Here is a 17,927-nt window from a genome sequence, read left to right on the forward strand (position 1 = left end):
CCAGCACCGTGTCCGCCTCCCAATCACCGAGCCGCTCCCGGCTATCGACGATAGCCGGCCGTTCATCAATAGAGCGGGCTTCCTTGATGGGAGAACGCAGGCTGCTCGCCCCCTTGCGGTAGCGCTTGTGGCCCTGGCGCAGATGGCGGTACAACTGGCCACCCCGGGCTTTGTCGGCGGCCACATGGCGGTATATCCACTCGTGACTCACCATGAGGCCTATCTGCTTGCCCACCGCGCTTATCTGCTCCGGGCTCCACCACCAGGCGAGTGTCAGCTCGACAAACTGGATGACATCGGCAGATAGCCGAGATTTGGCCGCACTGGCCCGTCGGTGGGTGGCGTGCTGATGCGCATTGTCTGGCTGGTAGCCCTGCGGCCCGGCGTTACGACGCAGCTCCCGGTAGAGGGTGGAGCGATGAACGCCAATGGCGCGTGCGGTGGCAAGGATGGACATCCCCTGTGCGCGAAGCACCGATAACTGGTATCGTTGCCCCTCGGTCAACTGCTGATAGCTCATGGTGATACTGCTTTTACTTTGGCGAGCAGAAGGGTACCACCAATCAGCAGTTGGCCACCTCTCGCCATTCATCCATGAGTGTCGCACTTATTATCTGAATTCCCGATATAGGATGGTGGCGATTTTGGGTCATTCACCGCCGAGCCACAGGAGTCCGGTTTTTGGCACGAATTGCGCGTCGTTGGCGGAAAAAATCATTTATTCCTTATGATTCATGAAATTAACCGAATCCGGCCTGCGTCAGTTTTTTTATAAAATTTCAGCGCCATTTTTCTCGGCCTTATGCCTTATTAAGGGACTTTCCTCAAAATTGTTTTTCATTCGACTCTCTCCCTGGCTCGACGCCCTCCCCTTGCCTCATCCGGCGGTTTAACATATCTCACTGATTATGTTATTTTATTTACCACTTTATTGCGGCAACCAAGGGCAGACCATGAGCAAGGCAAGAATCGGTATCGTCACCGTCAGCGATCGCGCCAGTGCAGGCATCTACGAAGATCTCTCCGGCAAGGCCATCATCGACACCCTGAACGCCTACCTGACCTCGGAATGGGAGCCCGTCTATCAGGTGATCCCCGACGAGCAGGATCAGATTGAGGCGACCCTGGTTCGGCTGGTGGACGATGAGCAGTGCTGCCTTGTCGTTACCACGGGGGGCACAGGGCCGGCCAGGCGGGATGTGACCCCGGAGGCCACCGAGGCGGTGTGCGATCGCATGATGCCGGGCTTTGGCGAGCTGATGCGGGCCGAGTCCCTCAAGTTCGTGCCGACCGCCATCCTGTCGCGCCAGACCGCCGGCCTGCGCGGCAGCTCGCTCATCGTCAACCTGCCGGGCAAGCCCAAATCGATCCGCGAGTGCCTGGATGCGGTCTTCCCCGCCATTCCCTACTGCATCGACCTGATGGAAGGGCCCTATCTCGAGTGCGACGAGGCCATCATCAAACCGTTCCGCCCGAAGAAATAAGCACTGGGCGGGGATTTCCCCCGCCCTTTGCTCATTTGCGCCCGTATACCTTGACCCCGGCCTTGCTCCCTTCCGAATTGCCGTACACCTCGATCCGCTTGATACAGAGCCGGCTGCCGAGGGATTGCCACCCCGACTCCTGATCCTCTCTCAACACCTTGTCGAAATAGAGGGTCTTGCTGCGATCGTTGCCGTAGAACACCTTGACCCGCTCCAGGGTCAACTCCCGCCCAGCCTTGACCATGATGGATTTGGTCGGCCGGCAGGCGAGCATGGGAATGATGGCGGGATGATCGCCGACCCCGAGCAGAATGGTCTGCCCCAAGCGGATATCCTCGTCGGCCATGGCCGGGGGAACAGCAGCCCCCAGCAGCGCCATGGGTACGCAGATGCGCAACGCGCGGGCAAGAGTGGACGAGGAGTGAAGGGAAAACAGCGCTGACATGATGCCTCCTGAAAAAAGGAGCCATGATAAGGACCCGATGCCAGACCCAAGCTGTACTGGCCCTGTACCAGGGACCATGACAATGGCCGGAAGCCCGTGTGGGTAACGGGGGCCTGGGCCCCCGTTACCCCTGCCGGACGCGCTAACCGCCCCACATGGCCGACAGCCGCGACTCCATGGCCTCTTCCTGCTCATCCGGCAGCTCGATGAAGAAGTCGAGTCCGGTCTGCTCCTCCACCTCATCCACCGTCACCACATAGTCCGCCAGCCGACTGGCCGAGACGTTCTCTTGCGGCAGGATGAAGGCGATGGCCCGCTTGCCCGCCAGATCCATCACCACCCGGTAGTAGGCGTGGGGCACGGTCACGCCGTTGCCGATGGCGCCATCGGAGTGGGTGAAGATGGGGCCGGTGATCACCTGCACGCTCTTGTAGGTGATGGCCCACTGCCGGGTCTTCTCCTCCAGGATGCGCCAGGCCCCCTGGTTGAGCGCCGGCAGTTGCGGGGTCATGTTGGTGAGCAGGAAGCTCTGTTTCATGGTGTTGGCGGTGGAGCGCATGTCCGCCGCCGGTGCCTGATGGCCGCGGTCATAGCCCGAGCCCTTGTAGTCGGCCAGGGTGGCGCGAAACTGCACCGGCACCTCCTTGTCCTCGGCGAAGGCATCCTTGCGCGGCACCTGGCCCTGGGCGCTAGCGGCCGTCATCCAGTAAGAGACCCAGTCAGAGACCTTGGTGTCGTAGTTGTACCCGGCGGCATAGCCCTCCCGGCACAACAGCTGACTGGATTGACCGGGTACCCCCAGGGTGACGTGCTCCCCGCACTGGAATCCCGCCGCCAGGCTCGGGAAGGTGGTGAGAGTGAATCCGATAGCCAGAACTAATTTATTGATATTATTCATTATTATGCCACTCCTTGTGTTAGGCGGAGTGATTTGACACCAGGTCGGATGAGTAAGGCAATCGCACAAATAGCGAGCAATCCGGAAATGTGAAGAGGACGGCAAAACCGCAAACAAGGCGCCGCCAACCGGGGGATTGTCATCCCGCCGTCACTGTGCTGAGGGGGGAATTTCTCCAGCACTATCAGAGGGATAAGGGGTCAACACCGAGGCACTCTGTCAGCACAGCGCCCGGCTCCCACCACGCACGCCCCTGGCCGGGTCAGGGAATATCGAAAAAATCCCAACGAAATAAGGGATCCTCAAGCCCGATAATTAGTCCGCGCTTGTTTGCTCGAGATCAAACGGAGCCATGAAAAGCCCTCTAGAATCAGCCCGTCAGCTATTTGGGGCACCATGAAAGGGGGCCGTTCATGGCGAAAATGCCCGCAGGATTTCTCCTTCATGAATAAGCGGGCCCCGTTGCCGGAATACATCATGGCGCCGCCTCATGCCACGCTTCAAATAACGATGACGACAGACCTTTCATAACAATTAATCCAGTCTGGCACCGCGTACCCTGCGTTTCCAACGATGCCATTGACGAGGCCTTCCTGCCGGAAGGCCAGGAATGGCCGTGCTTTTCAATCAGGATAAGGATGCATGATGAAAAAGTCCCTGCTGGCTGGCGCCCTGCTGCTCTGCCCTGCCGCCTTTGCCGCCACCACACACTGGGAATACAGCGGCGAGGCCGGCCCGGCGAAATGGGCCAGCCTGACCCCGGAATATGGCCAGTGTGCCGGCAGCAACCAGTCGCCGGTCAACCTCTCGGGTCTGGTGAAGGCCGATCTGGCCCCCCTGCAGTTCCACTATCAGGCGGGTGGCAAGACGCTGGTCAACAACGGCCACACGGTGCAGGTCAACTATGCCCCCGGCAGCACCCTTGAGCTCGACGGCATGCGCTTCGAGCTCAAGCAGTTCCACTTCCACGCCCCCAGCGAAAACCTCATCGAAGGCAGGTCCTACCCCCTGGAGGGTCACCTGGTCCACGCCAACGCCAAGGGGGAGCTGGCGGTGGTCGCCGTGATGTTCGAACCGGGCCGGGCCAATGCCGCCCTGAGCCAGGCCTGGCAGGCGCTGCCAGCCAAGGCGGGGGAGAGTCACGAGCTCAAGGAAGGGGTCTCGGCAGAGGCACTGCTGCCCGCCAAGCGGGACTACTACCGCTTCAGCGGGTCACTGACCACCCCGCCCTGCTCGGAAGGGGTGCGCTGGCTGGTGATGAAGGAGCCGGTCCAAGCCAGCCAGGCCCAGATCGATGCCTTCAAGGCGGTGATGCACCACCCCAACAACCGCCCCGTCCAACCTCTCAACGGGCGACTGGTGCTGGAATAAGGGGGTTATCTCACCGATTCGCGCAATAAAAAGAGGGCCTGTTGGCCCTCTTTTGCATCTTTCGCAAAGGTGTTTACAGGCTGGCGGCAATCTTTGCCCCCAGAGCAGTGCTGTTCAGCACCCGCTGGCTATTAACTGCCAGGGAGTTGCCACCGGTCAGCTCGCACACCCGGACGACCGATCACAGGCTGGCAGCGATGCGCGCCCCCAGCGCGGCGTTGTTCAGCACCAACTGGATATTGGCCGCCAGGGAGTTGCCACCGGTCAGCTCGCACACCCGGGCCAGCAGGAAGGGGGTGGACTCCTTGCCCTTCACCCCCTGCTCGTCCGCCTCACGCAGTGCCTGGGCAATGGCGGCGTCGATGTCGGCCTTGGGCATGGCAAACTGGGTCGGGATCGGGTTGGCCACCACGGCGCCCCCGGCCAGCCCCAGCTCCCACTTCAGACGCAGCGCCTCGGCGATGGCCGCCGGGCTCTCCAGGCGGTAATCCACCTTGAAGCCGCTCTCCCGGGTGTAGAAGGCGGGCAGCTCCTCGGTCTGGTAGCCGATCACCGGCACCCCCTGGGTCTCCAGGTACTCCAGGGTCAGACCGATGTCGAGGATCGACTTGGCGCCGGCGCAGACCACGGCCACCGGGGTCTGGGCAAATTCCTGCAGGTCAGCGGAGATGTCGAAGGTCTCCTGGGCGCCGCGATGCACGCCGCCGATGCCGCCGGTGGCGAACACCCGGATCCCGGCCATGGCGGCCACTATCATGGTGGAGGCTACCGTGGTCGCCCCCAGCCCCTTGTTGGCCAGCACGAAGGGGATGTCGCGACGGCTGCACTTGGTGGCGGCGTGCCCGGCACGGCCCAGCGCCTCCAGGGCCCCCGCATCCAGACCCACCTTGAGGCGGCCGTCGATGATGGCGATGGTGGCCGGCACGGCGCCGTTGTCCCGCACCACCTGCTCCACCTGGCGCGCCGTCTCCACGTTCTGCGGATAGGGCATGCCGTGGGAGATGATGGTGGACTCCAGGGCAACGACGGGTTTGCCGGCGGCAAGAGCTTCGGCGACGACCGGTTGGATATCGAGGTAAGCGTTCAACATGGGTACTCCTCCAGCATGCGTTCAACGGCGGCCTTGGATAGGCCGGAAAAGACGGTATCGGAACAATTGACGGTGAGGGCGGCGCAGCCGAGGGCGAACCGGGTCGTCTCGACGATGTCCTGCTCCTGCAACCAGGCGTGGGCCAGCCCTGCCATGAAGGCATCGCCGCCGCCGGTCACGTTGACGACCGGGCTGCCGAGCACGGGCAGATGGCCCTGGCACGCCCCGTCGCTGTAGAAGATCCCCTGATCGCCGAGGCTCAGGAAGAGCCGCTGCACCCCAGCGCGGTGGAACCAGGCCGCCGCCATGGGCCAGGTGTCGGGCCCGGCGATGGTGAAGCCACACAGTTGCTCGGCTTCCGTGCGGTTCGGTTTCAGGGTGTGGATGCGGTGCAGCCAGGGGCGGATCTTCTCCACCTTGGCCACAGAGACGGTGTCCACGAAGATGATGTGCTCCCCCTGGCGCTCGAACAGCCAGTCCAGGGTGTGGGTGGCGAGGTTGGTGTCCAGCACCCAGAGCCGGGCCGCGCCGAGGAAGCCGCTCAAGGGGGCAAGCCGGGCCGGGGTGAGCTGCTCGATGATCCCCATGTCGTTGACGGCGCAGCTCATCTCGCCGCTGCCATCGTGCAGGCTGAGGTAGCAGGAGGTCGATTGACCCTCCAGTACCAGTACCTGGCGCACGTCGACCCCGGCGCGCTGGCTCACCTCCAGCAGGTGGTGGCCGTATTGATCGTTGCCCACCGCAGTCAACAGCCGGGTGTCGGTACCAAGGCGCGCCAGGTTCTCGGCGATGTTGCGCCCTACCCCACCGGCGGAGGTGCGTACCCGGCCCGGGTTGGAATCCCCGATGCGCAGGTTGTCGTGGCTGCAGCCGCAGATATCCATGTTGGCGCCGCCTATCACCACGGCGTAGGGGCCTTCGCGCAGCACATAGCCGCGCCCCTGCACATAGCCCTGGCGCATCAGGCTGGAGATGTGGCTCGCCAGCGCGGAGCGGCTGATGCCGAGCCTGTCCGCCAGTTCCTGCTGGGCAATCATGGGATCCTGGCGCAGCAGGGCGAGGATCTCTTGTTCACGTTCCGTCATAGACAAACATCCAGTTGCAAACGTTTGTCCATTATTTCCGAAAAACGTTTTCCCGCCATCCTCTCGTGCAAGAAATGTCGGGTCGCGCACAAAAAATCACCGGGCAAGCCCGGTGATAGAAAAACGGTTTTCAGATGGAGCCACTCACCCCAGCTGTACCCAGACCTCGCTCCCCTCCAGTCGCACCGGCCAGCAGGCGACGCTCAGGGCAGGATCGTCCAGACAGCGACCGTCCATCAGGGCGTAGCGCTGCTTGTAAAGGGGCGAGGCGACCACGGGCTCCCCACCGGCATCCCCCACCAGACCACGCCCCAGCACCGCCACGCCGGCCAGGGGATCCACCCCGTCCAGGGCATAGACATGCTCCCCGAGGCGAAACAGCGCCAGCACCCGCCCCTCCAGCCAGGCGCTGCGCCCGGCCTGCTCCGGCAGCGCCGCCAGCTCGCATACCCTATGCCAGGCTCCAAGTTCTGACTGTAAGGTCTCTTCTTTTATGTCGCTCATACCACCTCCTTGATAGCGATATCCGGCACCCATTGCCCCCGCTCCTCACGGCGCGGCGGCGTCTCGTCCTCGGGCCGGTTGACGAAGGCCTCGAACAGCTTGAGCTTGTCCGGATCCGCCAATGTGCTCTTCCACTCGCACTGCCAGGTGCCGACTATCCCCTCCATCATGGCCTCCAGCTCGGCACCGATGCCGAGCCTGTCCTCGATGATCACCGACTTTAGGTAGTCGAGCCCCCCTTCCATGTTCTCCATCCAGACCGAGGTACGTTGCAGTCTGTCCCCGGTGCGCACGTAGAACATCAGCAGCCGGTCGATGTAGCGGATCAGGGTCTGCTCGTCGAGATCCGTGGCAAAGAGGTCGGCGTGGCGCGGCCGCATGCCGCCGTTACCACACACATAGAGGTTCCAGCCCCGCTCGGTGGCGATGACGCCGATGTCCTTGCTCTGGGCCTCGGCGCACTCCCGGGTGCAGCCGGAGACCGCAAACTTCAGCTTGTGTGGCGCCCGCAGTCCCTTGTAGCGGTGCTCCAGGGTCTGGGTCAGGGTCATGGAGTCCTGTACCCCGTAACGACACCAGGTGGAGCCCACGCAGGACTTCACGGTGCGCACCGACTTGCCGTAGGCCTGACCGGTCTCGAAGCCCGCCGCCACCAGCTCACCCCAGATGGCGGGCAGCTGGTCGACCCGGGCGCCGAAGAGATCGATGCGCTGGCCGCCGGTGATCTTGGTGTAGAGGCCGTACTTGCGCGCCACTTCGCCGATGGTGATGAGCCCCTCCGGGGTGATCTCCCCCCCCGGGATGCGCGGCACCACCGAATAGGTGCCGTCCTTTTGCAGGTTCGCAAGGAAGGCGTCGTTGGTATCCTGCAACGCGCGGTGGGGCTTCTCCAGCACGTGCTCGTTCCAGAGGGACGCCAGGATGGAGGCCACCGTCGGCTTGCAGATGTCGCACCCCAACCCCTGGCCGTGCTTGTCCCGCAGCGCCTCGAAGCTCTTCAGCTCGCCCACCCGGGCCAGGTGATAGAGCTCCTGACGGCCGTAGGCGAAGTGCTCGCACAACCCCTTGTCCGCCTCGACGCCAAGGTCTGCCAGGGTCTGATCCACTACCTGCTTGAGCAGGTTGCTGCAACCGCCGCAACCCGTGCCGGCCTTGGTGCAGCTCTTCACCGCCGACAGCTCGTGATTGCCCGCCCGAACGGCGGCCACCACGTCCCCCTTGCTGACGTTGTGGCAGGAGCAGAGGATGGCGCTGTCCGGCAGCACCAGGGGCGCGGGAGCGGCCCCTGCCTCCCCCACCAGCAGGGAGAGCGGCGGCTGGGGCAGCGCCACCCCGTTCTGGTAGTACTGCAGCAGCCGCTCATAATCGGCCCCGTCCCCCACCAGGATGGCGCCGAGCAGGCGATTGCCCTCGCCGTCGGTCACCAGCTTCTTGTAGATGCCGTTGACCCTGTCCAGCAGCAGCAACTCCTGGGCGCCGGCGGTGTTGGCGTGGGCATCGCCGATGGAGCCCACGTCCACCCCCATCAGCTTGAGCTTGGTGGACATGTCGGCCCCGATAAAGCGGGTCTCGCCGCCGCACAGACTGGCCACGGCGGCCCGGGCCATCTGGTAGCCGGGAGCCACCAGGCCGAAGATGCGGCCCTGCCAGAGCGCGCACTCGCCGATGGCGAGGATGGCGGGATCCGAACTGTGGCAGCCATCGTCGATGCAGATGCCGCCGCGCTCCCCGACCTCCAGCCCGGATTGCCGGGCCAGGGCGTCGGCGGGTCGAATACCGGCGGAGAACAGCAGCACGTCGGTCTCAATGTGGGAACCGTCCTTGAAACGCAGGCGATGACGGGCCTGCTCCCCCTGCTCGATGCACTCGGTGGCCTTCTCCACCAGCACCTCGACCCCGAGGGCCTGGATCTTGTCCCGCAGCACGGCGCCGCCGCTCTCGTCGAGCTGCACCGGCATCAGCCTAGGGGCGAACTCCACCACCTGGGTCTTGAGCCCGAGCAGGCGCAGGGCGTTGGCCGCCTCCAGCCCCAGCAGGCCGCCACCGATGACCACGCCGCTGCGGGCCTGGGCGCAGGCATCGCGGATGGCGGCGAGATCTCCCAGGGTGCGATAGACGAAGCAGCCCTCCCGCTGATGACCGGGGATGGGGGGCACGAAGGGGACCGAGCCGGTCGCCAGCACCAGACGGTCGTAAGGGAACTGCTCGCCGTTGGCCAGCGTCAGGGTGCGGGTGGCCCGGTCGAGCACCTCCACCTCGGCCCCCAGCCGCAGCGCAATGCCGCTCTCTTCATACCAGGCGGGGTCGGCCATGCGCAGGGCCTGGGGCGCCTTGCCGCCGAATACCTCGGACAGATGCACCCTGTCGTAGGCGGGGTCCGGCTCGGCGCCAAATACCGTCACCTCGAACCGGCTCAGGCCACCGGCCGCCACCAGCTGTTCGACGAAGTGATGACCCACCATGCCGTTACCCACCACCAGCAGCCGTTGCTTGTCGGCCGTGTCGGCGGAACCACTGTTCTGGCGACCGAGCAGGTCCATGCCGTCCTCTGCCACCCACTGTTGCTCTTTGTCTGTCATGTCTCTCTTCCTTGAATCCGGCGGGCTCAGGCGCGCAGCTTGCTGCGCACCTGCCCGGCTGCCTTGAGGGGGGTCACCTTGCGTTGCTTCTCGTAGAGGAAGCGCAGCACCTGCTGGCGCAGCTTGTGGTAGTGGGGATCGTCCGCCAGGGCGACCCTGTCTCTGGGCCTTGGCAGGTCGACGGTCAGGATCTCACCGACCGTGGCGCTGGGGCCATTGGTCATCATGACGATGCGATCGGAGAGCAGCACCGCCTCGTCCACGTCGTGGGTGATCATGATGACGGTGTTGCCAAGCTCCGCCTGGATCGCCATCAGCGCGTCCTGCAGATGGGCCCGGGTCAGGGCATCGAGGGCGCCGAACGGCTCGTCCATCAGCAGCACCTTGGGGGAGAGCGAGAGGGCGCGGGCGATGCCGACCCGCTGCTTCATCCCCCCCGACAGCTCGTGGGGCATCTTCTGGCTGGCGTGATCCATCTGCACCAGGGAGAGGTAGTAGTCCACCCGCTCCGCCACCGCCCGCTTGTCAGACTCCACCTGGGCCACCGCCAGCGCCACGTTCTGCTGGACGCTGAGCCAGGGCAGCAGGGCGTGGTTCTGGAACACCATGGCCCGCTCGGGCCCCGGGCCCGCCACCTCGCGACCATCGAGAATGATGCCCCCCAGGGTCGGCTCCAGCAGCCCGGCCACCAGGTTGAGGACGGTGCTCTTGCCGCAGCCCGAGTGACCGATGAGGGAGACGAACTCCCCCTTCTCGATGCGCAGGTTGACCCGACTCAAGGCCTCGAAGCTGCCCTGCTCCGTCTCGAACGAGATGCCGACGTCGCTTATCTCCAGATAACTCTTCATTGGCTCTTCTCCTGCCTGAATAGAAATGTGATTAACGCAGCACCTGGCGCTTGTCCCAGGACAACCACTGCTGCAGGGCCAGCATGCCCCTGTCCAGGGCGCAGCCGATGAGGCCTATGGTGATCACCGCCACCATGATGCGGGCCAGAGACGCAGAGCCGCCGCTCTGGAACTCGTCCCACACGAATTTGCCGAGCCCCGGGTTCTGGGCCAGCATCTCCGCCGCGATCAGCACCATCCAGGCCACCCCCAGGGAGAGCCGCAGTCCGGTGAAGATCATGGGCAGGGCCCCGGGCAGCACGATGCGCCGCACGTGGGTCACAAAGGAGAGGCGCAGCACCCGGCTGACGTTGTGCAGATCCCCATCCAGCCCCGCCACCCCCACCGCCGTGTTGATCAGGGTCGGCCAGAGAGAGCAGAGGGTCACCGTCAGGGCCGAGGTGAGGAAGGACTTGGCAAGCCAGGGGGCGGGATTGGCGTAGAGGGCGCTCACCACCAGGGTGATGAGGGGCAGCCAGGCCAGCGGCGACACCGGCTTGAGCAGCTGGATCACCGGGTTGGCTGCGCGATAGAGCCCCTGATTCATGCCGAGCAGCACCCCGCACGGAATGGCGATCAGGGTCGCCAGCGCGAAGCCGCACAGCACGGTGAGCAGGCTGGTGGCTATCTGATCGAAGAAGGTGGGGCGCCCTGTGTAGGGACGCAGCTTCACCTCGGCCGCCGGATCCGCCGCCAGCCTTGCCGCATTGCGCACCTGCTGGCGTTCGAGGAAGGCCGCCGCCTTCTCCCGCTCCTGCAGATGCTCCTGCCCGAGGGACCAGAGCTGGCTGGCGGTGGCGAGCGGCCCCGGCAGGGTGCCCAGACTGGTCTGCACCTGGCTCGCCCCCCACTGCCAGAGGCCGAGGGAGAGCAGCACGCCGAGCAGGGGCTGCACCATGATTTTCCAGTTGATGGCTTTTAAATGGATGAGGGGCCATGTGTGTCGTTTCATCGGGATCTCCTTGCTCATTGCACCCGCTCATCGCCCTTGAGGCCGATGGCGAACTGTTGCAGGTAGGCGTTGGGGTGGCGGCCGTCGTAGATGAGGCCGTCGATGAAGCCATCCTGGGGGCCGCGATAGCCCTGCTCGCTGGCAAAGTCTGGGAAGTCACTGGCCTTGAGCTTGCCCTCGGCGATCAGCGCCTCGGCGGCCTGGCGATAGACGTCCGGTTGATAGACGGCCTTGGCCACCTGCTCGAACCAGGCGTCCGGTCTGGCCTCGGGGATCTGGCCCCAGCGCCGCATCTGGGTCAGATACCAGATGGCGTCGGAGTAGTAGGGATAGGTGGCGTGGTGGCGGAAGAAGACGTTGAAATCCGGCACCTGGCGCTTGTCCCCCCTGGCGTACTCGAAGGTGCCCGTCATGGCGTTCGCGATCACCTGCTCGTCCGCCCCCACGTACTCGGGTCTGGCCAGCAGCTTGGCCGCCGCGCGCCGGTTGCCGTTGTCGTCTGCATCCAGCCACCAGGCCGCCCGCAGCAGCGCCTTCACCAGCCGCACATGGGTGTTGGGGTGACGCTCGGCCCACTGCCGGGTGACGCCGAACACCTTCTCCGGGTTGTTGCGCCAGATCTCGTTATCCGTGATGACGGGCACCCCTATGCCCCTGGCGACCGCCTGCTGGTTCCAGGGCTCCCCCACGCTGTAGCCAGCGATGGTGCCCGCCTCCAGGGTGGCGGGCATCTGGGGGGGCGGTGTCACCGACAACAGCACGTCCGCCTGGCGCTGGCCCGAGTTGTCGCCGAGCCGGGGTGCATAGAAACCGGGGTGCAGACCACCTGCCGCCAGCCAGTACCTCAGCTCGTAGTTGTGGGGGGAGACGGGGAAGACCATCCCCATGTTGAAGGGCTTACCCCCCTGGCGATACTCCGCCACCACGGGCTTGAGGGCGGCGGCGCTCACCGGGGGCGGCACCTGGCCCGCCTGCGGCCTGGGCAACTGGGGCGCCATGGCGGCCCAGACGCTGTTGGCCACCGTGATGGCGTTGCCGTTGAGATCCATGGCAAACGCCGTCACCAGCTCGGCCTGGGTGCCGATGCCGATGTGGGCCGCCAGGGGCTGGCCCGCCAGCATCTGGGCACCGTCCAGCTCGCCGTCTATCACCCGATCCAGCAGGATCTTCCAGTTCGCCTGGGCTTCGAGGGTGACGTAGAGTCCCTCATCCTCGAAATAGCCACGCTCGTAGGCCACCGCCAGCGGCGCCATGTCAGTCAGCTTGATGAAGCCGAGCCTGAGCTCCTCCTGCTCCGGGGCTCCCAGTGCCAGCACCGGCAGCGACAACGCCGCCAGCAGCAGCCCCGCACATCCTTGTCGTCCGTTCATTGCATCTCCTCCCTCGGTTCCGGGTCAGGGCCATGGCGCCAGGCTGCCTGGAATCGCAGTGCCACCTCGTTGCAGCGCTGCGACCCAAGGTGCGTCGCGACCAAAAAAAAGCCCCGCCGATCCGGGATCGGCGGGGCTTCTTTGCCCTGTTGCGGGTGAGTGACCTGACCGGCCCCTCACTGCGCATCATTACTTCATTGCTATCGTGTTTTTGTTATTCACTTTCCGTGCCAGCTCGTCCAGGGTGCATCAGGCGGCCCTTTGCGGCCTGTGGAGCCCTGATCCTCCCTCAAATTTGCCTCAATTAGGCGCAGTTGCACCAAAACGGTTGGCCACGGGAGCGCTCAGGCGGGCAAAGCCTGCAGCAGTTGCCGCGCCAGCTCACCCAGGCTCAGGTGACGGCTCATGGCGGTGCTGCGCATCAGGCGATAGGCCTCGTCCTCGTCCAGCCCCTGATGGCGCATCAGGCGTCCCTTGGCCTGCTCGATGAGCCGCCTATCCTCCAGCTTCTGGCGCAGCTCGCTCTCGGTCTGCATCAGGGCCTGCACCATGGCGAGCTGACTGCGGGCCAGACGCAGCCACTGCTCCACCGGCTCACGCTCGCCGCAAGGGTGGGGCACCAGCAACACCCCCTGCTGCAACAGGGCGAGCTGGGTATCGCCCCCCAGCCGCTCGCAGAACAAGAGCCGCGGCATGTCGGGCCAAAGGGAGAGGCCAAGGCGTACCTCGGCGCTGAACTGGCGGCAACTGACGAGCAGGGCATCCCCCCTCTGCGTCGGCGTCAGCAACTGGCGGGTATCGAGGATCCCGGGCTGATGGCCGTAGTGACTGACCAGCAGGGCCAGGCGGTTCGCCTGGCCCGGGTCATCGGCGTGGATCAACAGCCGGGAAGCGGGGCCGTCCTGGCCCCGGGTGGAAAAAGTAGTCATGGCGCTCCTTACCGGCGACGATCGCGTTCTGTCTGGCGAAAATGCCGCAACATGAAGGCCAACTCTTTGAATCTACCTCCTTTTTATCTATCAGGAGGTAGTGGGGGTAGAGGGAAAATCGCCCCTCAGGCGACCCGTTCCAGTGCCTCCGTCAGCAGCCCCTGCAGCTCGGCGCGCAGCCGCACCACCTCCCCCATGATGATCAGCACCGGGCTCTGGCCCAGCAGGGCGCGGGCAGCTTGCTCCAGGCCATCGAGCGTGGCCTCGTGCACCTGCTGGCGGGGGCTGCAGCCGGCCACCACCAGGGCCACCGGCAGCACGCCCGGGGCCCCCGCCCTCAACATCCCTTCCCGAATGCGGGCCGCCCGCTCCAGCCCCATGTAGAACACCAGGGTGTGGCCCGCCCGGGTCAGCCCGTGCCAGCCCTGATAGTCGCGCTCGTCCATCAGGTGCCCCGTCACCAGGGTCAGGGAGCGGGCCAGCCCCCTGTGAGTCAGGGGAATGAAGCTGCTGGCGGCGCACCCCAGGGCCGCCGTGATCCCCGGCACCAGCTCGGCCTCGATGCCGTGCCGGGCCAGGTGCAGCGCCTCCTCGCCACCGCGCCCGAACACCAGGGGATCCCCTCCCTTGAGACGCACTACCCGCTTGCCCGTGCGGGCCAGGGCCAGCAGCAGGGCGTTGATCTCCTCCTGGGTCGGGCTCGGCTCACCGCAGCGCTTGCCCACGTCGAAGCGGGCCGCCCCGTGGGGAATGCGGGCCAGGATCTCGCTCCCCACCAGGCGGTCATAGACCACGATCTCTGCCGCCTCCAGACGGTGCAGGGCGCGCAGGGTCAACAATTCGAGGGGCCCGGGGCCCGCTCCCACCAGACTGATTTGGCTCATCTCAGGCTCCTTGTGTCCTGGCACCGCACTAAGCGGATGCCAGGAAAACATGTTTGATCAACAGCTTGTCGATTTCGGGCAGACAGGTGCCGCAGTTGCTGCCACAGCCGAGCAGGGCCTGCAGCCCCGCCAGCTCGCTCACCCCCTGCCGGGTGATAGCATCGACGATGCGCTGCTCCGAGACCCGCAGGCAGGAGCAGACCAGCCGGCTCTCCCCGGCCAGGGCCTGGCTCAGGGTCTGGCTCAGGGCCCCCGCCTGGAGCGGCGTGCCGAGCAGACTGGCCAGCAGGTCGACCTTGATGTCCGGGCGCCGCGCCCCCACCAGCAGGATCCCCTCGATGCGATCTCCGGCCAGGGCCACGGCCAGCCACCCCTCCTTCATGGGCAGCCTGAGCCAGTGCCCCTCGGCCCCCAGCCGTTGCCACAGGCTCTCTGTGCTCTCTGACCAGGAGGCCAGCAGGGTGCAGTTCCCCTCGGGCAGGGGACGCCTGGCCCACCAGTCCACCGACTCGCGCCACTCACCACGGCCACACCAGAGCCCTTGCCAGCAGGTGAGCTGCGCCCTGGCCTGCACCCGCCCCTGTTTGAACATCGGCTGGCCGGAAAGGGGATCCACCACGGGGGCGATGAGGCGGTTGACCGCCCCCTGGCTGCACTGGCTGTCGGTCCAGTGCATGGGCAGGAAGGCCTCCCCCTCCCTGAGCCCCTCATCCAGTCCCACCAGCAGCAGCGCCTCCCCAAGCCCGTTGCAAAGGCGCACCAGGTCCCCCTCCTTCACGCCAAGCGCCAGCAGGCTGGCGGCTCCCATTCGTACCCTGGGCCAGGGCTCGGCCTCCTGCAACCGGGGCACGTGGCCGGTGCGGGTCATGGTGTGCCACTGATCCCGCAGGCGGCCACTGTTGAGGAGCAGGGAGACAGCCCCTGCAAGCAGGGGCGTTTCTGGCTGCTCGGGGAAGCGCTGGGCCAGGGGCAGCAGGCGGGCCCGGCCATCCGGGGTGGCAAAGCGCCCATCCTCGAACAGGCGATCTCGTCCACGGGGCCAGTCAGCGTTGACGGGCCAGCGCAGGGGTTCCAACGCCTCGAATTCGGCACGGGTGAGACCCGCCAGCCCGGAGATGTCGAACTGGCGGGATCCGTCGTTCTCAAACCCGGAGAGGGCGGCATGCTCGCAGAAGATCTCGTGCTCGTGCTCATAGGCGAACCCCTCGCCAAAGCCGAGCCGACGGGCGAGCCGGGTCAGGGCCCACCAGTCGGGCCAGGCCTCCCCCGGCAGGGGCAGGAAGGCGCGCTGGCGGCTGATGGTGCGCTCGGAGTTGGTGACGGTCCCGCTCTTCTCTCCCCAGGCGGCGGCAGGCAACAGCAGGTGGGCGAGGCGCGCCGTGTCGGTGTTGGCCGTCACCTCGGAGACCACCAGCAGCTCGCAGCGGCTCAGGGCCTCGCGCACCCGGTTGCCGTCCGGCAGGGAGACCGCCGGGTTGGTGCCGAGCACCCAGAGCGCGCGGATCTCCCCCCGGTGCACCGCCTCGAACAGCTCGACGGCCTTGTGCCCCGGCCCGCGCACCATGGTCGGGCTTCCCCAGAAGCGCTGTACCCGATCGCACTCGGCCTCGCCAAAGCCCATGTGGGCGGCGAGCTGGGTCGCGAGCCCCCCCACCTCACGCCCTCCCATGGCGTTGGGTTGCCCCGTCATGGAGAAGGGAGCCGCCCCCGGCTTGCCGATGCGACCGCACATCAGGTGGGCGTTGATGATAGCGTTGGCCTTGTCCACCCCCTGGTTGGACTGGTTGATCCCCTGGCAGAACAGGGTGACGGTCTTGGGGGTGCGGGCAAAGAGCTGGTAGAAACCGAGCAGATCGCTGCGGGAGAGGCCGCAGCTGCGGGCCACCTCGTCCAACTGCCAGGCCGGATCGTCCAGCGCCCCCGCCAACGCCTCGAAGCCGCTCACGTGCTGCGCCACATAGGCCTTGTCCCAGCCATCTACATCGAGCAGGTAGCGGCACAGGCCGTTCCAGAGCGTCACGTCGCTGCCGGGTTTGAGTGCCAGATGCAGATCCCCCTGCTCCGCCGTCATGGTGCGGCGGGGATCCAGCACCACCAGCCTGAGCTCGGGGCGCCGCGCCCTGGCCTGCTGCAGGCGGCGAAACAGCACGGGATGGGTCCAGGCGGTGTTGGCACCGGTGAGCACCACCAGATCGGCGAGCTCGAGATCCTCGTAGCAGGCGGGCACCAGATCCTCCCCGAAGGCGCGCTGGTGGGCCACCACCGCCGACGACATGCAGAGCCGGGAGTTTGTGTCCACGTTGGCACTGCCCAGGTACCCCTTCATCAGCTTGTTGGCGACGTAGTAATCCTCGGTGGTCAGCTGGCCCGACAGATAGATGCCGATGGCATCCGGCCCGGACTCGGCCAGGATGGCGGCAAAACGCTCCGCCAGGGTGTCCAGGGCCTCCTCCCAGCCGATGCGCTGCCCCATCCAGCGCGGATAGAGCAGGCGATCGGGAAAGGCCAGGCTCTCCAGCAGGCTGGCTCCCTTGACGCACAGGGCGCCGCCATTGGCCGGATGCTGCTCATCCCCCTGCAACTGCCAGTTGTCGCCCTCCCGGCTCAGCCGGATGCCGCACCCCACTCCGCAATAGGCACAGGTGGTCTTCATTCCCTTGCTCCTTGTCATGTGTCTGACGAGGGGCCCATAAAAAAAGCGTCCGCCCCCCTGCGGGGACGGACGCCTTTGTCCGGATGCCTCATCGTCTTGTATGGGGAAGTGACTGCAAACCCCGCGCCAGGATGCAAGGGGCGCCGCCATTGCGCATCAGGGTGTCGGGCTGCGCCGCCACGGTGCAGCCGCCCCCTTGTTGGGCCCGCCTTGCGGGAATCCGCCCCGCACGCTGGGCAAGGGGCCCACCGGGGGTATAATGCGCCGCCACACAGGAGAGAGAGATGAAAGTGTCAGATGAAGGCGCTGCCGGGCAGCACCGGGCAGATGCCCGGGAGAGAGGGGACTATTGCGCCATCGGGCTGGTCAATCCCAAATCCCCGGAGAACGTGGGCGCCGTGATGCGGGCCGCCGGCTGCTACGGGGCGGACGAGGTCTACTACACGGGGCAGCGCTTCGAGCTGGCACGCCGCTTTGTGACCGACACCAAGCAGATGGTGGAGAAGATCCCCCTGCTCGGGGTCGAGGAGCTGCTGGACTTCGTGCCCGAGGGCTGCACCCCTGTGCTGGTGGATTTGATCGAGGGGGCCACGCCCCTGCCGGATTACGTGCACCCCGAGAGAGCCTTCTACATCTTCGGCCCGGAGGATGGCACCCTGGAACCCGCCCGTTTCGCGGCGGTGAAGGAGGTCATCTATGTGCCGACTCAGGGTTGCATGAACCTGGCCGCCTCGGTCAACGTCATCCTCTATGACAGGTTGGCCAAGACGCTCAGAGCCAAAGGCTGAGGCAGGAC

At 65.7% G+C, this 17,927-nt stretch carries 15 protein-coding genes and 1 pseudogene; 3 read left to right on the forward strand and 13 right to left on the reverse strand.

The features are described 5' to 3' along the window. Window positions 1–520: pseudogene (locus PG887_RS14240) on the reverse strand (IS30-like element ISAs2 family transposase); the annotation flags it as partial. Between the two features lie 433 nt (window positions 521–953). Between PG887_RS14240 and mog the strand changes: the two are divergent. Next, window positions 954–1,484, forward strand: a complete 531-nt coding sequence (mog, locus tag PG887_RS14245; protein ID WP_041212474.1) for a molybdopterin adenylyltransferase — start codon at window positions 954–956, stop codon at window positions 1,482–1,484. 31 nt (window positions 1,485–1,515) lie between these two features. Here mog and PG887_RS14250 read toward each other — a convergent pair whose 3' ends face one another. Both PG887_RS14250 and PG887_RS14255 read right to left on the reverse strand, forming a co-directional pair. Continuing rightward, window positions 1,516–1,863, reverse strand: a complete 348-nt coding sequence (locus tag PG887_RS14250; protein WP_323881734.1) for a DUF2541 family protein — start codon at window positions 1,861–1,863, stop codon at window positions 1,516–1,518. Window positions 1,864–2,071: 208 nt separating this feature from the next. After that, the gene (locus PG887_RS14255; protein WP_270822020.1) at window positions 2,072–2,827 is read right to left on the reverse strand and encodes a DNA/RNA non-specific endonuclease; all 756 of its coding nucleotides are present in this window, start codon (window positions 2,825–2,827) and stop codon (window positions 2,072–2,074) included. A 645-nt stretch (window positions 2,828–3,472) separates the two neighbouring features. Between PG887_RS14255 and PG887_RS14260 the strand changes: the two genes are divergently transcribed. Further along, window positions 3,473–4,198: a carbonic anhydrase gene (locus PG887_RS14260; protein WP_270822021.1), complete on the forward strand. Its 726-nt coding sequence runs from the start codon at window positions 3,473–3,475 to the stop codon at window positions 4,196–4,198. 181 nt (window positions 4,199–4,379) lie between these two features. Here PG887_RS14260 and PG887_RS14265 read toward each other — a convergent pair whose 3' ends face one another. The 10 genes from PG887_RS14265 to PG887_RS14310 all read right to left on the reverse strand — a co-directional run bounded on the left by PG887_RS14265 (window position 4,380) and on the right by PG887_RS14310 (window position 17,131). Then, a complete protein-coding gene (locus tag PG887_RS14265; protein WP_270822022.1) occupies window positions 4,380–5,288 on the reverse strand; it encodes a pseudouridine-5'-phosphate glycosidase in 909 nt (302 codons plus the stop codon). Further along, window positions 5,282–6,373: a PfkB family carbohydrate kinase gene (locus tag PG887_RS14270; protein ID WP_103858113.1), complete on the reverse strand. Its 1,092-nt coding sequence runs from the start codon at window positions 6,371–6,373 to the stop codon at window positions 5,282–5,284. Before PG887_RS14270 ends, PG887_RS14265 begins: the two co-directional genes overlap by 7 nt. A 144-nt stretch (window positions 6,374–6,517) precedes the next feature. After that, window positions 6,518–6,877, reverse strand: a complete 360-nt coding sequence (gene nirD / locus PG887_RS14275; RefSeq protein ID WP_104452409.1) for a nitrite reductase small subunit NirD — start codon at window positions 6,875–6,877, stop codon at window positions 6,518–6,520. After that, window positions 6,874–9,456: a nitrite reductase large subunit NirB gene (gene nirB / locus PG887_RS14280; RefSeq protein ID WP_270822023.1), complete on the reverse strand. Its 2,583-nt coding sequence runs from the start codon at window positions 9,454–9,456 to the stop codon at window positions 6,874–6,876. The genes nirD and nirB overlap by 4 nt, the downstream gene beginning before the upstream one ends. Before the next feature lie 26 nt (window positions 9,457–9,482). Continuing rightward, window positions 9,483–10,304: an ABC transporter ATP-binding protein gene (locus PG887_RS14285; RefSeq protein WP_010675449.1), complete on the reverse strand. Its 822-nt coding sequence runs from the start codon at window positions 10,302–10,304 to the stop codon at window positions 9,483–9,485. Between the two features lie 31 nt (window positions 10,305–10,335). Continuing rightward, window positions 10,336–11,295 (reverse strand): ABC transporter permease, encoded by a 960-nt coding sequence (locus PG887_RS14290; RefSeq protein WP_270822024.1) that lies wholly within the window; start codon window positions 11,293–11,295, stop codon window positions 10,336–10,338. Window positions 11,296–11,309: 14 nt separating this feature from the next. Continuing rightward, complete coding sequence (locus tag PG887_RS14295; RefSeq protein ID WP_270822026.1) at window positions 11,310–12,665, reverse strand: CmpA/NrtA family ABC transporter substrate-binding protein; 1,356 nt, start codon at window positions 12,663–12,665, stop codon at window positions 11,310–11,312. Window positions 12,666–13,009: 344 nt separating this feature from the next. Then, a complete protein-coding gene (locus PG887_RS14300) occupies window positions 13,010–13,594 on the reverse strand; it encodes an ANTAR domain-containing response regulator (protein WP_010675452.1) in 585 nt (194 codons plus the stop codon). A 125-nt stretch (window positions 13,595–13,719) separates the two neighbouring features. Then, window positions 13,720–14,478, reverse strand: coding sequence for a uroporphyrinogen-III C-methyltransferase (gene cobA / locus PG887_RS14305; RefSeq protein WP_103858111.1), 759 nt, complete (start codon window positions 14,476–14,478; stop codon window positions 13,720–13,722). Window positions 14,479–14,506: 28 nt separating this feature from the next. After that, complete coding sequence (locus PG887_RS14310) at window positions 14,507–17,131, reverse strand: nitrate reductase (protein ID WP_270822029.1); 2,625 nt, start codon at window positions 17,129–17,131, stop codon at window positions 14,507–14,509. 284 nt (window positions 17,132–17,415) lie between these two features. On the opposite strand from PG887_RS14310, the gene PG887_RS14315 reads away from it, so the two are divergent. After that, window positions 17,416–17,919 carry an RNA methyltransferase gene (locus tag PG887_RS14315; RefSeq protein WP_104455405.1) on the forward strand — a complete coding sequence of 168 codons (504 nt, stop codon included), beginning with the start codon at window positions 17,416–17,418 and terminating at the stop codon, window positions 17,917–17,919. Window positions 17,920–17,927: the final 8 nt, after the last annotated feature.

This window comes from Aeromonas sp. QDB14 (assembly GCF_027707845.1).
GTDB classification, from domain to species: Bacteria; Pseudomonadota; Gammaproteobacteria; order Enterobacterales; family Aeromonadaceae; genus Aeromonas; species Aeromonas caviae.

Excerpts from the sequence above, each read along its gene's own strand:
- PG887_RS14255 (WP_270822020.1), bottom strand. The coding sequence starts at position 2,827 with ATGAATAATATCAATAAATTAGTTCTGGCTATCGGATTCACTCTCACC.
- PG887_RS14295 (WP_270822026.1), bottom strand. The coding sequence starts at position 12,665 with ATGAACGGACGACAAGGATGTGCGGGGCTGCTGCTGGCGGCGTTGTCG.
- nirD (WP_104452409.1), bottom strand. The coding sequence starts at position 6,877 with ATGAGCGACATAAAAGAAGAGACCTTACAGTCAGAACTTGGAGCCTGG.
- PG887_RS14300 (WP_010675452.1), bottom strand. The coding sequence starts at position 13,594 with ATGACTACTTTTTCCACCCGGGGCCAGGACGGCCCCGCTTCCCGGCTG.
- PG887_RS14250 (WP_323881734.1), bottom strand. The coding sequence starts at position 1,863 with ATGGCGCTGCTGGGGGCTGCTGTTCCCCCGGCCATGGCCGACGAGGAT.
- PG887_RS14270 (WP_103858113.1), bottom strand. The coding sequence starts at position 6,373 with ATGACGGAACGTGAACAAGAGATCCTCGCCCTGCTGCGCCAGGATCCC.
- cobA (WP_103858111.1), bottom strand. The coding sequence starts at position 14,478 with ATGAGCCAAATCAGTCTGGTGGGAGCGGGCCCCGGGCCCCTCGAATTG.
- PG887_RS14265 (WP_270822022.1), bottom strand. The coding sequence starts at position 5,288 with ATGTTGAACGCTTACCTCGATATCCAACCGGTCGTCGCCGAAGCTCTT.
- mog (WP_041212474.1), top strand. The coding sequence starts at position 954 with ATGAGCAAGGCAAGAATCGGTATCGTCACCGTCAGCGATCGCGCCAGT.
- PG887_RS14310 (WP_270822029.1), bottom strand. The coding sequence starts at position 17,131 with ATGAAGACCACCTGTGCCTATTGCGGAGTGGGGTGCGGCATCCGGCTG.
- PG887_RS14285 (WP_010675449.1), bottom strand. The coding sequence starts at position 10,304 with ATGAAGAGTTATCTGGAGATAAGCGACGTCGGCATCTCGTTCGAGACG.
- PG887_RS14290 (WP_270822024.1), bottom strand. The coding sequence starts at position 11,295 with ATGAAACGACACACATGGCCCCTCATCCATTTAAAAGCCATCAACTGG.
- PG887_RS14260 (WP_270822021.1), top strand. The coding sequence starts at position 3,473 with ATGAAAAAGTCCCTGCTGGCTGGCGCCCTGCTGCTCTGCCCTGCCGCC.
- nirB (WP_270822023.1), bottom strand. The coding sequence starts at position 9,456 with ATGACAGACAAAGAGCAACAGTGGGTGGCAGAGGACGGCATGGACCTG.
- PG887_RS14315 (WP_104455405.1), top strand. The coding sequence starts at position 17,416 with ATGAAAGTGTCAGATGAAGGCGCTGCCGGGCAGCACCGGGCAGATGCC.